The organism is Quyinboa ferrireducens (assembly GCF_042436675.1).
Classification (GTDB): Bacteria; Bacteroidota; Bacteroidia; order Bacteroidales; family UBA5342; genus JBHJHP01.
The window spans coordinates 151,749-169,441 of the sequence record NZ_JBHMVA010000010.1 but is presented as its reverse complement, the minus strand read 5'-3'; the positions used below and the strand labels follow the sequence as shown (position 1 = coordinate 169,441).

Genomic DNA, 17,693 nt, shown 5'->3' with positions numbered 1-17,693 from the left:
TTTACAATTATCTAATTTATTGTCTACCCTACCAAAGCAGCGTACTAATGAAAATACCCCACTGGTGATCCTCCATTTTCATCGGTCCATACCAATCATAATTCAGAGCACAACCGAAAGAGAACGTTTTATACGAAAGTCCGAGTCGACCATAAGCATGGCTCCTGTCGTGTTTTCCTGTTTCAGTATTCTGATTATATAATGCCTGAGCCCTCGTGTACAGCGACCAATTGTCCTTTATTACGGGTCTGTATTCTGCCATGGCTAAAGCCTCATAATTATGGCTTTCACTTAAATATAGTCCTGATATAATAGCACACATAAAGGTTCTGCTCATGTATGCGTACTGCCCTCCGGCATATGGACGAAAGCCCCAGACCGAACTATAAGCAGCACCTGAAAGCACACTAACATTTTTAACCAGCTCATACTTCAAAAGCATCAGGTTCAAAGATTCTCTCAGGTATTCATCGTTGTCGTAATTTGCTTTTATATATGAAAGTGAAAAAAATCCTAATTTGCTTTCCGGACTAAATTTTTTATCGATGATTAGTTGTGATGTCCAGCTTTTGGTTCCTAAAACAACTTCAAGAGGAATTGGTGCAGATGTTTGTGCTGCCTCACTTTTTGATTGTGCACTGGTTGGAAAAGAAACGAACAATGCGATTATCAACAACACAACAGAAAAAGTATAAACTCTAAATTTATTCATGAAAATTATGCATTATAATGATTATAATGCAAAAGTAAAGGCCGGGAAAATGAAATCCTTTTACATTTGTTAAAAAATCATTTTCTTGATCGGATCCGGCTTAAAGAAACCTGTGAAATGCCAAGAAATCCTGCCGTATCACCCAGACTAATACGCTGTTGCAGATGGCCATATTCCTCAATAAACCGGGCATACCGTTCTGTTGCATCCAGATAAAGCAGGTTCTTCAGATTTGAAATTGCGGTATATGCTACCATGGAAACAAACCTGCGGGCAAAGCTTTCAAACGAGTGATAGGTCTGACATAAGCGCTCAAAATCTTCATATTCGAGATAACTTATCCTTGTATCTTCGATGGCTATAGTTGAATACTCAGCGGGCAGATTATTAAAAAAACTGTCGGTAGCAATAAAAAAATCCTCCTCTTCAAAAAACCGTAGTACATACTGATTGTCCTTATGATAATAGTTATGCTTTACCAGACCTTCCTCAACAAAAAAAAGACATTTACATATCCGCCCATGTGCATGGATCACCTCTCCCTTTTTATAATCCCGGGTTTGAAAACAATCCGACAGTTCTGCAGATGCCTCGGCAGATAAAGGGAATAAACTATTTACACCTTTAATAAACAAACTCATAATTCCGCATTTATGACAAGAATGCCAGCATTAGTTATACCCATAACTTAGATATAACCGGAAATATAAGTCTATTGTTGGAAAACAACAATTAATTAATCTTTTTCCTCCAAGGCTCAAATACCCGGGATGTGTCATTCATAAATACCATGTCTCAAATTTCAGGAGTTTAAACATGTATCTCTGAAAATATAGCCATGCGTAATCTGAAAGATAATGTCCAGATTTATTGGGACAGAGATTTTTATAGAATCTTTAATAAAATCCCCCACCAATTGTCAAAGCCAATTGGCACCCTCTTTTTACTTCGATACGCTTCGCTACTCAGTAAGCAAAAGGGGGACAGCGTGATATCAATTTGCTATAGGCCGTCCTCCTTTGGAAAAGGAGGTGTCCCGATTTATCGGGACGGAGGATTTAGGCATTAAAGATTGGTAAGTACAAGGATTAAGACTAGAGAAAAGAAATATTAAACAATTTGTATAATTTTAATTTCTTTCCTGTAACGTTAAGGAAGCTTATCAAATAAGTCCTTTAAATATTGTGCCTTCCATAGTGCACCAAATACATCATTTTCACCATGCGAAAAAATTCCAAGAAACACTGAAATTTGATTACTTACTATGTTACTTGCTCCAGATTTATCATAATAACGATTTGAAATAAAATAAACAGGTGCTCCAGACATTCCTCCCACACCATTAACGTCAATCCACATAATTGGCTTGTTTTCTTGATTAATATCTGGCTCGGAAGAAATAATACCTGACTTCCAAATTGGCATGAATGGAGCCGAATGAACCCCTTTGGGAAAGCCAAGAACGTAAACCACATCAGTTGGTATAAGTTTTAATAAAGTATCATATCTTGATTTATATATAATTGGGAAAATGCTTATATTCAATGTATCTTTTAACGGTAGAGCAACAACGTCGGCAGTTGCATCATCAATTTTAAATTCAAACCACAATGGTTTTCCATTATTCTTAATAAGACGCTCAACTTTGGGGTTATATTCTCCAAGTTTTTCACCATTATGCATTATATATATTTCATTGGGTGATACCATATTATTTGGATTTAGCCATTTTTTATTTGAAGGATTTTTATTTGTAACAACATGATAATTTGTAACTAGATAATTCTGAGTCTTAGATTTAATAATAAATCCCGTGGCAGAGCCAATGGTCTTACCGTCTTTACATACTTCCAAATAAAGACTTTGAAGCGACTCCATTCTAGTGATCATTTGGGAAAATGAAATCATTGTATAAGCACATAGAATGCTAATAAAAAGTATTTTTTTCATAATATGAGTGCTATTAAAGGAGAAGACCAGATTTAGGAAATAGTTTAGCTAACTATTTTTAATTAATACTAGTTCCTGAATCAGACTCATTTCAATTTTGGTGGATTAAAGATATGGAATTGAGGGAAATAAAGCAAGGGTTTAGAAATAAGACATAAGATATAAGACTTGGTTTTGTGGCGCTTGTAGTTTTTAAGTAACGGAAATCCTCCGTCATCCCGATATGCATTGGGATGACACCTCCTTTTGAAAAAGGAGGACATCGTGACGGTCTATCTACTGTGGCCCTATCGAAGTAAGTCGGAGGATTTATCAAACATCAGGTTCCTCTTCCAGTTTTTCTACCATATTCTGAATATCCATCGCCACATAATTAAGGTTGTAGATTACTTCATTTTCTGAAAATCTCAAAACAGTATATCCCAATTCTGTCAACCACTTTTCACGGTCGTAATCTTCAGGGCCATTGGTTTTGTGAGAACTGCCATCCACCTCAATGATCAGGTTTAGTTTCCGGCAAATAAAATCTACAATATAGTTTCCAATTTTGTACTGCCGGTTAAACTGATATCCGTTTAATTGCTTTGCCTTTAATAAATCTCTCCAGAGAATAGCTTCTCCCATTGTGCCCAGTTTTCTGTTCTCCCGCGCAAAATCTTTATTATGCTGATTGTAATTTAGTTTCATTTGTTCAGGGTTTGTTCAAAGGTATGAATACCTGGACCCTTTTCAAAAACTATTGTAACGGAAATCCTCCGTCATCCCGATATGCATTAGGATGACACCTCCTTTTGAAAAAGGAGGACATCGTTAACCGTAATAAAGCTATGAGTCTTACTTTGAATATCTGAAAAATAAGAATACAGTTTAATCTTACTTTTTCATTCCACTCCCTAAATAAAATCCGGGATGTGGTGGCTGGTTATAGGCTGTATTTTGCCAGGCAATGCTCAATCGGTATTGCGGATCCTGCATCAGTGTTACAAATCTGTAGTCGGTTGGGATCGTAGTTGAATAAATATGTAATTCTGTATTATCCGCGGTTCGCCATATCACCTCTTCACGCCAGTCTCCCAATATATCACCACTCAAGCAAGGGGTGGCTTTTGTGCCGTTATTGGATACACATTCACCGGCTCTTAGCAAATTAACCGTTGTGGAATTTTCCCAGTCCCATTTATCAATCTGGTTTCTGTCCAGTAACTCACGCGTCAGATCACCATCCCACCAGATCACAAAATTTGTTGACCGTGGCCCCCGTTCTGAAATTGTTTCGCCATGTACATCACGTAATCCACCCGGACCACCCCAGTTTTCGCATCCGGGATAGCGGGGATCAATATCTGCAGCCACACCTCTGCCTACGTCAACTCCGGGACCAACGCCCCAAAGTATTTCTCCGGTAGCTGCATCAAACATGGCAACACCCGGTGTTTGCAGGGCAACAGTTTTCCCTTCATTTTCGTGAATCCCAAATACCTCCTGCCCGGGCCTTTCCGGATCCAGATCAGAAATATGAAGGGCATCTCCATGACGCAAACCCGTGGTATAAAGTCCCTGCCCGTTATCCTCCACCGTCATAGCTCCCACACAAAATTCATCCTTCCCATCATAATCAAAATCACCCACACTTACCGAATGATTACCTTGGCCGGAATACGGATTTTCTGCATCTTTTGAATCAAATACCCACCGTGAGGTTAACTTACCATCTCTGTAATCCCAGGCTGCGACAACAGTTCGTCCATACCAACCACGTACAAAAACGGCACTTGGCAGATGACCGTCCGGATAAGCCACTCCTGCTGAGAAACGGTCAGCCCTGCTACCAACACTATCATTATTGCCGTTTCCTCCTATGCCTCCCCAGCCATTAAGCGGATAACGATCCGGTATATAATTTTCTGTTGCTAAGGCACGTCCGGTTTTCCCGTCAAACACAGTCAGATATTCCGGCCCGTTTACAATTTTACCATACATCGGAGAATTCCCGTCCAGCGTTCGCCAGTCCTTTTTCGGGTCACCAATTACATTCCCCTGTCCGTCGACTGTGCCGTCCGCAGTTTTGCAAATCATTTCTGCACATCCATCTCCATCAAAATCATAAACCAGAAACTGGGTATAGGCAGCACCGGAACGTATATTTTTCCCAAGATTAATTCGCCATAACAAGGTGCCATCCATCTTGTAGGCATCAATGATCTGTTCGCCGGTCAGTCCTCTTTGCGGTGGATTCCTTACAAAAGAAGGCTGCCACTTCAGAATTATCTCGTACTTCCCGTCTCCATCCAGATCTGCTACTGACGCATCGTTAGCTGAATATGTGTTTTCTCTTCCATTGATAATTGTTGAAGGAGGTATCTGAAGCGGCACGGTCAGATATTGTTTAACAAGGGTATCTGCCTTCAAAGTAAAGTTGCTTCCTGATTTTTCGAACGGTTTTATGCCTGACTTAACTACTGAATAAATGTACGTTTCAGATAAGTGGCACTTGTTATCAATAAAAAAAGTAACCTTACTGACAGGTGAAGAATTAAGTTTTATGGTGTTATTATGACTATCAGATCTGTAAATATCAAACGAAATAGCATCAGCATCCGATTTCAGTAAGCGCCAGCTAATAAATGCAGAATCAGTTGATGTACGTACAACAACAACTCCCCGGTCCATATTCTCCATAAGTCGTTCTGCCTGTAACTCAAACCGGAATAAAGACAACAAAATGAAAAACGAAAGAAATGCAGATATGCGTCTCATGATAACCTTATAAAACTACTGCTTTGGAAATGTACTCTCCCCAATATAAAAACCTGTATTAGGCGGTTGATTATACCCAACATTTTGCCAGGCAATACTAAGCCTGTATTGTGGATCCTGCATTAATGTCACATAGCGATAATCTGTTGGATATGTCGTTGAGTAAATTCTGATTTTCTGATTATCACGTGTTCTCCAGATCACCTCTTCCCGCCAGTCGCCAAACAAATCAGCACTCAACACCGGTGTAGCCTTTGAGCCATTATTGGAATTGCATTCATAATCCTGCAGGAGAATTTTCTCCTTGTTCTGTTCCCAGTCCCATTTTGTAATTCTGTTTCTATCCAGCAATTCACGTAAAAGATCCCCATCCCACCAGATCACAAAATTTGTACTTCTGGGTTTGGGTCCTATATCGTTTCCTTTTGCATCGAACAAACCATCTACATTTGTCCAGAACTCAAATCCTTCGTACCTGGGATCAATATCAGCGGCACAGGCTCTGCCAACATCCCATCCGGGATTCTTTCCCCAAATAATCTCGCCAGTCAGGGCATCATACAATGCTTCACCGTACCCATTTTCATAGCCTTTTACAGGTTCCTCATTTTCATGCGGTCCCCACACTTCCATTCCCGGTCTTTGAGGAACCAGATCTCCTACATAAAGAGCATCACCATGCCGAAGCCCTGTACTGAATATTCCTGTTCCATTATCATCTACAACCATGGCACCGTAAATTATCTCATCTTTTCCGTCATTATCCACATCAGCCACATTTATATTATGATTTCCCTGACCGCTGAATAACTCCAGTCCCGGCTTTGAGCTGTCAAATACCCACCGCTGAGAGAGTTTACCATCCCTCCAGTCCCACGCTGCTAAGACAGATCGTCCATAGTATCCCCGGCACATAATCACACTCGGAAGTTTTCCATCCAGATATGCTACGGCTGCCAGAAAACGGTCCGCCCTGTTAGCGGTATAATCATTCTGACCATTGCCTCCAATACCTCCCCAGCCACCAAGATTACCCCTACCGGGCACATAATCGGTTGTTGCCAGCTCTTTTCCAGTTGCTCCCTCAAAAATGGTGAAGTATTCCGGTCCTGTTACTATCTTACCAAACGTTCTGCTTTGTGCATTTCGGTCCACCCAGTCAGCGTCCGGATCACCAATAACGTTACCCGTCCCATCCGTGGTACCATCAGCAGTTTTCATGGCAATTTCAGCTTTCCCGTCACCATCCAGATCGTATACCATAAATTGTGTATAATGCGCTCCTTCCCTGATATTTTTGCCAAGATTAATGGTCCACAATAAGGTCCCGTCCATTTCGTAAGCCTGGAATATTGGATCAGATGTTAAGCCAAGATGCGAGTTATCATGTCCCCGCCCTGTCATGTGGATCACCAGTTCATATTGCCCATCACCATCCAGATCAGCTACGGATGCATCATTTGGAGAATACCGGTAAGGTGTCTGCAAAGGAATCTCCCAATAGGGCTTATCCCAAGGTTTACAGGTACTACTTTCATCTGTTTCTTTCTTATCCTGAATTGGCCTTAACACATATTGTGCATCATCAGTCGCCTTGTCATCTGTAAAATTTGTAACGGAAAGAGGTTTTGTATTTAGAAGTTTTCCATCCCTATAGAGGTTAAATGTTGCCTGTTCAGGGTCGGAATTTAACAAACGCCAGCTAATAAAAACAGAATCTTTCCCTGCAGGTATGGCCACCATTCCACGGTCCAGCCTTTCCAGATGACGCTGTGCATTCAGATTAAATAACAAACCCTGAGAAAGTATTAACAGAGAGAAAAGAATAGTATGCTTTAACATGTCGTTTAAATCAGTTTTTAATTTTCAGCGTTACTGCGCCCTGTTCCAGTCCATCAGCCTGTACATTTACTGTAATTTCACCTGAGTCTGCTTCAGCACGTACGATTGCCGTACAACTTCCATTCAGAACCCTGCGACTGGATTCAAAAAATGGAATATGTGTCTCCAGATCAGCATTATCAACAGCAATAACAGAACCAGGTCCTGCTACCGTAAATGAAAGCATGTTATCACTGTTTGGGCAGGATACTCCGTTTTCATCTACTATTTCTGCCGTAACATACACCACATCGTCAAAATTGTCAGATAGTGTATTGCTGCTCACAGTCAGCTTAATTTTAAGCGGATCACCAGCCGTCTTCATTTCATGATCAGTAACATCCTTACCGTCATTTCGTCCCACCACTTTTATGGTTCCCGGCTCAAAGGTAAATTTAGCTTTCACCGGAGCAGCATTTTCCGGAACAGGGAAAACGCCTTTTGATGTTCCATTCAGGAAAATCTCCACTTCCTGCGTATTGGCATAGACCTCCACTTCAGCCACATCATAGGTATCTTCATCAGCAGGACTCCAGTTTGAAACAAGCGGGCCATTGCCTGCATTAAACGCACTGCGCACCAAATGCACATAAGGTTCTTCACCCCACCAGCTCTGACGCTGATATGCCAGTGTGGTCTCATTTCCCAAGCGATCCAGCAATCCAAAATGATGAGATATTGCCGGCCAGTTGGCTTCGCCAAGATAATCTATACCTGTCCATAAAAATTGTCCTGACATAAACGGATTATCTCTCATTGTCAGCCAGGCCTCACGCGTATGTCCGTTTTCTGTTCCCAGAACCTTACGTTCCGGTTTATCCAGGTGTGCCTGTACCAATTCCTTCTCACGATAATTCTGCCCTACAATATCCATCATATCAGCAAATCCGTTTTGGTAAACACCGGAAGAATTTGGCCGGAACAAAGCCATTGTAACCAAACTGCCAGGTGCAATTTCGTGTACCAGATCCTGCATTTTTTTATACGTAGAAAAACCCTGCTCATTGTTCAGGTTATCACGGATTTCATTTCCCACACTGTAGATAAAAATGGAAGGATGATTCCGGTCACGTAGTACAACATCACGGGTATCAGCTTTCCACCAGTCATTAAAAAATAAGTTATATCCTTTTTCCGCATGGTTCTTAGCTGCCCGCCAGGTATCGAATGTCTCGTCCATAACCAGAAATCCCATCTCATCGCACAGATCATAGAATTCCGGAGCAAATGGATTATGTGCCGTTCTTATGGCGTTTACGCCCAGCTTTTTAAGCGTTTCAAACCGGAGCCTCCATGTGGTTAACGGTACTGCTGCCCCCAGAGCGCCACCATCTGCATGTAAGGCCACACCTTTTATTTTAATATTTTTTCCGTTGAGCCAGAATCCGGTTGCTGCCTCAAAATGAAATTCACGTAATCCAAATATATTTGATACTTCATCAACCAGTTTATCTCCTTTATAAACAGAAGTAACAGCTTTGTACAATCCAGGACTTTTTACATCCCAACGTTGCGGATCAGCAACCGTAACCTCACTGCTGATGTTTGTTGCGTCTCCTGATTTAATGGTTTGCGTATTTTCGGCTGACCCAACTGTTTTACCGTTGGGATCAATAATTGAAGTCACAACTTTTATTGCTTCATCAGAGGCTGACGTGTTTGAGATTTTTGTTTCAATCGTAACTATTGCTTTATCAGCACTGATTTTTGGTGTTGTAATATAAACGCCCCATTGCGGTATATACACCGGATCTGTTATAACCAGGTTTACATGACGGTAAATTCCTGCACCGGTGTACCAACGGGATGCCGGCTGAATGGAATTATCCGCTTTTACAGCAATCACATTTTCCTTTTTCCCGTAATTCAGGTAATCTGTCAGCTCATAACTAAAACTCACGTAACCATTCGGACGCTTACCCAGCAAATGCCCATTGATCCATACTTCGCTGTTTGCCATGACACCATCGAACTGAATAAACACTTTTTTATCCTGATCCTCTTTAGGCAGTGTAAATGCTTTTCTGTACCAGCCAATACCTGCAGGGAAAAATCCGCCACCCCGACCGGTAGGATTATCGCGGCTTACCTCTCCTTCAATGCTCCAGTCATGTGGAACATCAAGCAAGCGCCAGTCCTTATCCTTAAATTTTGGATTTTCTGCACCCTCAACGTCACCCAAATGGAACGACCAGTCTGCATCGAATGACTGGGTCTGTCTTGGATTAGTTTGACTACTTTGTTGTGAGAACACATTGGTGCCGGTCTGAACCGATAATAAGACAATTGCCAGGAACAGTATAGTTTTTAATTTTGCATTTCCGGCGTTAAAATAACTAGTTTGCATCGTGGTTGGTTTTCTTCGTTAATATAAGACATCAATTATCCCGGAGTCAAAAATGTAACCTTTAGACTATTAGACATCACCAATAAGAATTGTATTCCATTAAAGTTACTTTTCTGACATAAGGCTTTCCAAACTACAAATCTACGGGATAAGTTAATGAGATTCAATATATAAATTGGGATAAAATTTACATTATCTGACACTTTAAAAAGATACAAGAACCAAGATACAAGAATCAAGATGCAGACATTTAATCTTGTTTTGCTATATTTTGAATCAAGGGTTTTTCAAAGCCGACCCATTTTTCATACCCTTTTTCATTCAGGTGAACACCATCAACAGTCAGCTCCTTCTGCATATCACCGTTTGCATCCACAAACTGACCAAACAGATCGATGACATCGTAGCAGCCTTTTGACTCATGCTTTTTAATCAATTTATTTACAGTAAGTATATCCTCCTTGAGATAATCCCTCCTGGTAGGCAGAATTGTTTGCACATAGATCCTGGTCCCGGGCGATTTTCGATGAATTACTTTGGCTATTCTCAAAATATTATGTGCCACATATTTCGCTGATGGTACAACCTTATCATAGGTTAACTGATGCCTGTTGTCCACATCGTGATGCAGACTAAAGAGGTCATTTATACCAATAAGAATAAATACAGCCTTAGGTTTAAAATATGTCACTTCATCCAGACGCTTCAATACGCCATCTGTCACATCTCCCGAAATACCGCGGTTCCTGATATGTGCGACACCAAACTTTTCGCTCCAGTCCTTCCCTTTTTCTGTAATACTGTTTCCAATAAATACAATATCACCATATTCCAACGGTTTGCCCATGAATTGTTTAATGCGCTTTGGATAATGCGTTTGTGTCCAGTTATTATGGTACCGTGATACGACTTTTTTAGTCGGATATAATTCTTCTTTTTGTTTGGCTGTAAGCGGCGTCGTTTGTCCAAAAGCACTGAGACCTATTAAAATTGTGCAAACTAGAATCAGGATTTGCTTCATTAATTCATATTTTCTGTTTTATCTTTAAAACCGGTCTGAACACTTTTACTTACTGAAGTTTCCATACCATAACACCGGCAGTAGGAATCTTTTGGGCTCCAAAAAGAATGCTATTCTCAGACACTGTATTCAGCTCATATTCCTTATCAGAATAATTCATTGCAATCCCAAAACCATCCCTGTATTCCACAATAATACCCTTTGGATAATCTTCTATACCGATGTGCAGCCTTCCATACAATTTCTTTAAAACGTCATATTCAAGATCTCCCTTATCACTATCGGCTCCAACATACGTAACAGTTCCTTCACCTTTTCCGGCAAAGGTAACAGCAGGTTTACCGGCATAAAAATCCCCCGCATAATTACCCCAGACTTCTGTCTTTTTATATGGATTTAAGATATCGCCCCAGCTGGTCCAACTATAATTGTTATCGTCCATTTTCACCGTATCAGACGCATAAGGCATCGGTAAATCGTAAAATTCTATTTCTGAACCTATCAGCTTATAGATTGGCTCTGCATATCTGGCCTGCCAAAGGTGACCTTTTTCATCCTGATGTCCTGTACGGCACGAGAGTATCAGGTTACCTCCCTGTTTAACGTATGCCGTTAATTTTTCAATTAACTCAGTACTTATCTGCTGATATGCAGGCACTACAATCACAGGATATCCAGTAAAATCCATCGTGTCCCGGATAAAATCAACAGGCGCACCAAAAGACTTTAAAGCTTTATAATACTTTAATACATGCTGCTCCGTGTTCCACAGTATTGTTTGTTTATTCTGATTGATCGCAACTGTATTATCCGGATCATATAAAATTCCTGTTTTTCTCTCGAGGTACAACTCCGGTACTTTTCCTGGTTCCGACTGATTCCGCAATTCCTTTATTTCATTGATGAACTGCTCGTATTCCAGACCTCCAGGGGTAGGTGTAATGCCATCCGTACCAACAATGCCGTAATGATACTGCTCATAACCGTAGATTGGCGCCCGAAACCGATATGTGCATGTAAACCTGCTACCTCCGGCAAAAACGTGCCACAACCACAAGTGAACAGCTCCCGGCAAAGGTTGCGAATTTATTCTTCCCCAGTTTACCTGTCCCGGCTGCAATTCCATAACACCGTACATTGGTGATAGCGGCCTGAAGTAATCATTTGCCATGGCTATACGCGAATATTCACCAACACGGTACCCGCTTCTCCCAATGCCTTTGTCCTCACCATAAACCATATACCGCGTATATGTTATAAAGTCAAGTTCTTTACTTGCACCGATAAACCGGGCATCGTACATCGGTATGTAGTTACTTGTGATCCACTGATCTTTATCGGCATATTTTCGGATCGTTGTGGCCTGGTCATCCAAAAATGAAGAAGTTTCCGAATCACAAAACCTGCTGTGATCAAGTTTCTGATACAGATTCATTCCCCACTGATTATATTGCGGAATATTGATTTCAGAGAAACTGCTGTAGGTTCCGCTCCAGAAATTTGTTCCCCAGGCTTCATTCAATGCATCAATGGTAATATATTTTCGCTGTAACCATTCACGAAACCGTTTTTGTGCATCTGCACCGTAATCAACAGTTGAACGGGGTTCATTGTCCAGCTGCCATCCTATGATCCGTTTATCCTTACCATAATGTTTGGCCAGCTCTGTGATCATCTTTAAGGAATACCGACGGTAAAACTCGTTGGAAAAAGAAGCATGTTGCCGCGAACCGTGATCAAATTTTGTCCCGTCCTCCCTTGTGATCAAAATTTCAGGATGTGACCGGGTCAACCAAACCGGAGGAGTAGCTGTTGACGTACACATTATAACCTTTAGATTATATTTGGCCGCAATTTCTACAGCTTTATCCAGCCATCCAAAATCATAGACACCTTCTTCGGGTTCAAGCTGAGCCCAGGCAAATTCTGCAAAATGCGTAAATTCAAACCCCATTTCAGCCATTTTTTTCAGATCGCGGTCCCACTGTGATTCATCCCAATGCTCCGGATAATAATAGGCGCCAACGGTAGTTAGTTGTTCTGACGGGAAAAAGGTTTCATTATTCTGTGCCTTACCTATAAAAACGGTAAATAAGATCATAAACAGAACCAGGGTGTATTTCATAATATTTAATTTTCTTTATTTATCATCATTCTCTCAATACCCAATTCAAGCCCACTCAGTTCAGCCAGCCCTTTTAATCTGCCAATCAACGGATAGCCCGGATTTGCCGATTTGCTGTAATCATCGAGCATTTTGATCCCGTGATCAGGACGCACAGGGATACGAACATCTGCACGACCTTCCGACTTACGTCGTTGTTGTTCTTCCAGCAGTGCCTTCATAACCGGAAATAAGTCCACATCACCATAGATGTGACCCGATTCATGAAAGCTGCCATCCGGAAGAAAAATATTATTTCGTAAATGTGTGAAATGAATCCTGTCGCCAATCGATTTTACTATGGCGGGTAAATCATTCGTCCTGTTTACCGATAAGGATCCGGTACAAAATGTAACTCCATTGGCTATTGAATCATTTTGCCTGCATATCCATTCCAGATCTTCCTGTGTACTTACAATCCGGGGCAGGCCCAACACCGGGAACGGAGGATCATCCGGATGAATACAAAGCTTAACTCCCGCCTGTTCCGCAACAGGCACCACATCGTTAAGAAACAGACGCAAATGTTCCCGTAAACGGGTCGCATCAATTTCTTTATAGGTATCGATAAATTGCAGAAAAAGCTTTTTATAATCAGGGGCTGAACTATCAATTACACCGTCAATAAATCCCTGGGTAACCACTATAATGTTATACGCCAGCAATTCCTTATCTTCCTCACTCATTTCAGATGCAAGTTTCCTGGACTTTTCCACTATCTCTGCCGGATAATCCGATTCTGCTCCGGGTCTTTTTAAAATAAAAACATCAAAAGCAACAAACGTCGGAAAATCGAACAACATCACTTCTCCGCCATCATCAAGCTTAAAATGCAAATCGGTTCGGGCCCAGTCAAGAACGGGCATAAAATTATAGCAAACGCGATCTATTCCACATTTTCCCAGGTTCCTGATCGACTCCTGATAGTTTTGAATCAATCTGCTGTAATCCTCATTATGTGTTTTGATTCCTTCGGTAACCGGCAAACTTTCAACCACGCTCCAACGCATATTATGCGCTTCAATCTGGTTCTTAACCTTCATGATTTCTTCCACAGGCCAGACTTCGCCGTTCGGAATGTGATGCAATGCCGTCACAACTCCCTCAACACCCATTTGCCGCAAATCTGCTAAAGTTACAGAATCCTTTTGTCCGAACCACCTCCATGTTTTCTCTAATCCCATATCCCCTTTCTTAAACGCCACTGTATGAGCTAAAGCCTCCGTCAACAGGAATAATGGCCCCGGTTATAAAGCTGGCTTCATCCGAACACAGGAACTGAACCAATCCGTTCAACTCAGTAATATCACCAAAACGTTTCATTGGTGTTTTAGCAATCACCTTTTTGCTGCGTTCGGTGAGTGAACCATCCGGATTAATTAATACGGCCCGGTTCTGATCACCAATAAAAAAGCCAGGTGCCACAGCATTTACCCTGATCTTATCACCAAACTTCATAGCCATTTCCATGGCCAGCCATTGGGTGAAAATATTAATACCTGTTTTGGCTACAGAATATCCAGGAACCCTTGTTATAGCTGAATAAGTAGCCATAGATGAGATATTAATGATGCTGCCGCTACCACTTTTTGCCATTTCTTCTCCAAAGATCATGCTGGGCAAAACCGTTCCGTTAAGGTTCAGATCAGTAACCTTCTTGAAGTCTTCCATCTTCATATCAAAAAAGGTCTGATCTTCTGTCAGCGTGGCTCCCGGCATGTTGCCACCGGCAATGTTCAGAAGAATATCAATTTTACCAAACTGATCCAGAACCTCTGCCCGAACAGCTTTTACAGAAGTCTCATCCAGAATGTTACAGACAAATCCTTTAATAGTTCCGGATTGCTCCATCTGCTTTATTTTTTCGTTTAAGATATCCTCTCTTATGTCGAGCAATGCTACTTTTACGCCCTTCAGGAGCAAACTTTCTGCTATACTGCTGCCTAAAACTCCGGCTCCCCCGGTTACAATAGCTACTCTTCCTTCAATACTAAAACTGGTTGGTTGCATGATTCAATTTTTATTTTCAAAAATACGAATCATTCTTAACTATCAGGTATTAAATTTTTATTTAAAAATTAACTATCACCTTATATTCGGGTATCAAACGTACATTAACCAACTCCGCATTTTTAGATTTATCCTGAGCTTCTTTCAAATCAAAATATACACGTGCATCCTCAGACAACGGTTTAATTTGTAATTTAAAAGTCTGTCCTCCCGGATAAAACCCAAGCCGGTTCAAACCGGTAATCCATGTTGTTCCGTTATAGAAATCATCTGCTATCAAACGATCATCGTGATAAAGTTTCGCCTTATCACCTGTATAATTTATCTCCATATAAACATTATTCAAATCTTCGGGGTATTCATCAGGAAAGGATAAGGCATATGTTTTCTCAGCTGAAACAGACGTATACTCAGGGGTAGAATTTTCCATAATTTCAGGTGCCTTGAATCCGCTATAACCGGTCAGAAATGATGGATATTTGTAATTGTCATTTACCAACCAACTTCGATCAGAATTAAATGTGATACGATCGGAATTGAAATATTCTACCTCCATCTTTGCCGCAAAGATCTGCAGATTTGACTGGTATGGAAATTCCAGCAATAAATTATTATCACCCTTTTGTACATATCCGGTCACATCAATTATGTTCAGCCTATTTGGTTGTATTTCGCTGTTTATCCATTTAGAATTAACCTGAACATGACTGGTTCCCTGAACATAGATTGTCAACGTCGCCCTTTTTACTTCCGAAGGATTATTCAGATCAAAGTCTTTCAGAAAAAAACGGTGCATCAGTTTGCTTCGGCCTGACAGAGTTTGTGCATCACTGCTTATCAGCCACTGTGCATCATCCAACGGTTTTGTCTCCTTTACCTGCAATTCAACAGCCTGTTCAGGCACTGTAAACTTCTGTGTTTTAAATATTCCTTTTTCAACTAACTGATTTATAGTGAAATTTTTCGATGTACTTAATGCATCAAGTTCATTTCCATTCATGTAAAGACTGGCATCTGAAACAAAGAAATGCTTATTTTTTGCTGTATCGAATAACCAGGAATGTAAAGCCTCCTCTTCTTTTAATACCAACACAAACAGTTCGGATCCATCATTTAAAATAAGCTTAACTGATGAGCCCATTCCGGCTTTAAGCTTATGAATGAAAATTGCATTTCCCTTTTTCTCCACATTTCCGTCAACGGCAACTATTTCGTCTATTCCTTTGGTATCGAAACATAATTCCGGTTCAATACATGACGTTTCATAAAAAACCCAGGTATTATTGATATGCCCCACAGGCTGCACTGTAGCATAGCGTAATTTCACTTCGCCCATCTTAAAGTTCACAGGCCAGATGAACATGGCGCTATCGGGAACTGTAATTTTTTCAGAAGGGAATGTTACTGTTTCGTTGTTTAGTTCTACTGAAAACTGAATCTTTTGCTTTGCTCCAGCAACATTATGCCTGCAATAATTTGAACTAAAAAGAAAAGCAGAGGTATTATCAGTTCTTACCACACAGTTCAGTTCATCCGGTTCATCGGGAAATACAGCCTCCATGGGTGCCAGCCTGTGGCCAAACTCATTCAAAAAATAGTGCAGTTTTTTAACCTCAAAGTAAGATTTATTGAGCTGACCTGACTCCCTTATAGCTGCCTGAAAATCGTAAGAAACTACCGGATTAGTGTTCCAGTAACCGGTCTCTTCCTTGTTCTCTTCCATTGTAGTCAGAATGCCATGCGGATTAGATCCACCGGCAAACATGTAATATCCGGGCAGGTTACTTCCTGAACCTATTTTAGACATGATAATTCCAAGTCCATCTTTTGAATCTATGGATAAGCGCCTGTGATCCGTGTTCATAATGCCCACACCCACTTCACAGGTAAAATAAGGATACGCGTTATGATCAACATATGGCTTTTTAACCTGTTCGCCTTCATTCCCAATAGTTTCGCTATTCCTGAAAGGTTTAAACACAAACTCATCACACGATGTGCCACGATTCAGGTCTGTCTGCCACGGGGCATCCGGATAGCCACCGTACAATGGAATAACTTCATAAGCCGGCACAGACGCATTGCCCCAGCCTGTTACTGTATACAAAGGCATATCAAACCCATATTTTCGTGCAGTTTTTTTCAGCCATAAAATGTGTGCTTCACCTCCTCTTCCTCGCCTGTATTCATTTTCGAGCTGAACACCAATGACCGGACCACCATCTTTATACATCAGCCCGTTTAATTGTAAACCAACCTGTTTATACCATTCCTCTGCGTAATGCTGGTATTCCGGATCATTTGAACGATCCTTTATTTCAGGATTTGTGAGGATCCAGTCCGGCGTGCCACCATTACGGACCTCTGCGTGTACCCAGGGTCCTATGCGCGGATAAAACCATAAACCATGCTTTTGACACAACTCAGCTAATGCCCGCAGATCCTTATTCTCTGACCAGTCAAACTGCCCTTGTATCTCTTCATGATGGATCCAGATGACATAGGAGGCCACGATATTGATTCCGCAGGCCTTCATCTTCAGCAGCACATCCTCCCACTGATCCCTCGGAATACGTGAATAATGGCATTCACCCATAACAGGAATAACAGGCTTGCCGTTTAGTGTGAGATAGCGGTTATTCACTTCCAGTTTACGGCCTTCCTGTCCCGGATCACCCATTTTAAGCTGATTTTCAATGACATCAGAATTTACTGTCACAGACTTTTTAAATGAGATGAGACTTCCCTGAGATGGGATACTTAAGACCAGAAGTAAGGTTAGAACCACATATTTCATCCGTTTACCGTTTTTATTTTGACTGAATATGATTTAACATCGTATCAAAGATAA

General features: G+C 41.0%; 12 protein-coding genes. All 12 read right to left on the bottom strand.

Annotation, left to right across the window (positions count from 1 at the left end; genetic code table 11):
* Positions 1–28 precede the first annotated feature (28 nt).
* The gene (locus ACE01N_RS14290; RefSeq protein WP_380590287.1) at positions 29–712 is read right to left on the bottom strand and encodes a hypothetical protein; all 684 of its coding nucleotides are present in this window, start codon (positions 710–712) and stop codon (positions 29–31) included.
* Between the two features lie 77 nt (positions 713–789).
* Complete coding sequence (locus tag ACE01N_RS14285; protein ID WP_380590284.1) at positions 790–1,353, bottom strand: Crp/Fnr family transcriptional regulator; 564 nt, start codon at positions 1,351–1,353, stop codon at positions 790–792.
* Positions 1,354–1,861: 508 nt separating this feature from the next.
* Positions 1,862–2,662: a S1 family peptidase gene (locus tag ACE01N_RS14280; protein WP_380590281.1), complete on the bottom strand. Its 801-nt coding sequence runs from the start codon at positions 2,660–2,662 to the stop codon at positions 1,862–1,864.
* A 312-nt stretch (positions 2,663–2,974) separates the two neighbouring features.
* Positions 2,975–3,349 carry an endonuclease domain-containing protein gene (locus ACE01N_RS14275; RefSeq protein ID WP_380590279.1) on the bottom strand — a complete coding sequence of 125 codons (375 nt, stop codon included), beginning with the start codon at positions 3,347–3,349 and terminating at the stop codon, positions 2,975–2,977.
* Positions 3,350–3,535: 186 nt separating this feature from the next.
* Positions 3,536–5,419 (bottom strand): rhamnogalacturonan lyase, encoded by a 1,884-nt coding sequence (locus ACE01N_RS14270; RefSeq protein WP_380590276.1) that lies wholly within the window; start codon positions 5,417–5,419, stop codon positions 3,536–3,538.
* Positions 5,420–5,434: 15 nt separating this feature from the next.
* Positions 5,435–7,261, bottom strand: a complete 1,827-nt coding sequence (locus ACE01N_RS14265; RefSeq protein ID WP_380590273.1) for a rhamnogalacturonan lyase — start codon at positions 7,259–7,261, stop codon at positions 5,435–5,437.
* A 10-nt stretch (positions 7,262–7,271) separates the two neighbouring features.
* Entirely contained in the window at positions 7,272–9,647 is a 2,376-nt protein-coding gene (locus ACE01N_RS14260; protein ID WP_380590270.1) for a glycoside hydrolase family 2 TIM barrel-domain containing protein, read from the bottom strand.
* 250 nt (positions 9,648–9,897) lie between these two features.
* A complete protein-coding gene (locus ACE01N_RS14255) occupies positions 9,898–10,668 on the bottom strand; it encodes a GDSL-type esterase/lipase family protein (RefSeq protein WP_380590267.1) in 771 nt (256 codons plus the stop codon).
* Positions 10,669–10,717: 49 nt separating this feature from the next.
* Positions 10,718–12,793, bottom strand: coding sequence for a beta-galactosidase (locus ACE01N_RS14250; protein ID WP_380590265.1), 2,076 nt, complete (start codon positions 12,791–12,793; stop codon positions 10,718–10,720).
* Between the two features lie 5 nt (positions 12,794–12,798).
* A complete protein-coding gene (gene uxuA, locus ACE01N_RS14245) occupies positions 12,799–14,016 on the bottom strand; it encodes a mannonate dehydratase (protein ID WP_380590262.1) in 1,218 nt (405 codons plus the stop codon).
* A gap of 10 nt (positions 14,017–14,026) precedes the next feature.
* The gene (locus ACE01N_RS14240) at positions 14,027–14,842 is read right to left on the bottom strand and encodes an SDR family oxidoreductase (protein ID WP_380590259.1); all 816 of its coding nucleotides are present in this window, start codon (positions 14,840–14,842) and stop codon (positions 14,027–14,029) included.
* Between the two features lie 61 nt (positions 14,843–14,903).
* On the bottom strand, positions 14,904–17,639 hold the full coding sequence (locus ACE01N_RS14235; RefSeq protein ID WP_380590256.1) for a beta-galactosidase: 2,736 nt from the start codon (positions 17,637–17,639) through the stop codon (positions 14,904–14,906).
* Positions 17,640–17,693 lie beyond the last annotated feature (54 nt).

Coding starts and splice junctions, on each gene's coding strand:
- ACE01N_RS14290 (WP_380590287.1), bottom strand. CDS start 712: ATGAATAAATTTAGAGTTTATACTTTTTCTGTTGTGTTGTTGATAATC.
- ACE01N_RS14285 (WP_380590284.1), bottom strand. CDS start 1,353: ATGAGTTTGTTTATTAAAGGTGTAAATAGTTTATTCCCTTTATCTGCC.
- ACE01N_RS14280 (WP_380590281.1), bottom strand. CDS start 2,662: ATGAAAAAAATACTTTTTATTAGCATTCTATGTGCTTATACAATGATT.
- ACE01N_RS14275 (WP_380590279.1), bottom strand. CDS start 3,349: ATGAAACTAAATTACAATCAGCATAATAAAGATTTTGCGCGGGAGAAC.
- ACE01N_RS14270 (WP_380590276.1), bottom strand. CDS start 5,419: ATGAGACGCATATCTGCATTTCTTTCGTTTTTCATTTTGTTGTCTTTA.
- ACE01N_RS14265 (WP_380590273.1), bottom strand. CDS start 7,261: ATGTTAAAGCATACTATTCTTTTCTCTCTGTTAATACTTTCTCAGGGT.
- ACE01N_RS14260 (WP_380590270.1), bottom strand. CDS start 9,647: ATGCAAACTAGTTATTTTAACGCCGGAAATGCAAAATTAAAAACTATA.
- ACE01N_RS14255 (WP_380590267.1), bottom strand. CDS start 10,668: ATGAAGCAAATCCTGATTCTAGTTTGCACAATTTTAATAGGTCTCAGT.
- ACE01N_RS14250 (WP_380590265.1), bottom strand. CDS start 12,793: ATGAAATACACCCTGGTTCTGTTTATGATCTTATTTACCGTTTTTATA.
- uxuA (WP_380590262.1), bottom strand. CDS start 14,016: ATGGGATTAGAGAAAACATGGAGGTGGTTCGGACAAAAGGATTCTGTA.
- ACE01N_RS14240 (WP_380590259.1), bottom strand. CDS start 14,842: ATGCAACCAACCAGTTTTAGTATTGAAGGAAGAGTAGCTATTGTAACC.
- ACE01N_RS14235 (WP_380590256.1), bottom strand. CDS start 17,639: ATGAAATATGTGGTTCTAACCTTACTTCTGGTCTTAAGTATCCCATCT.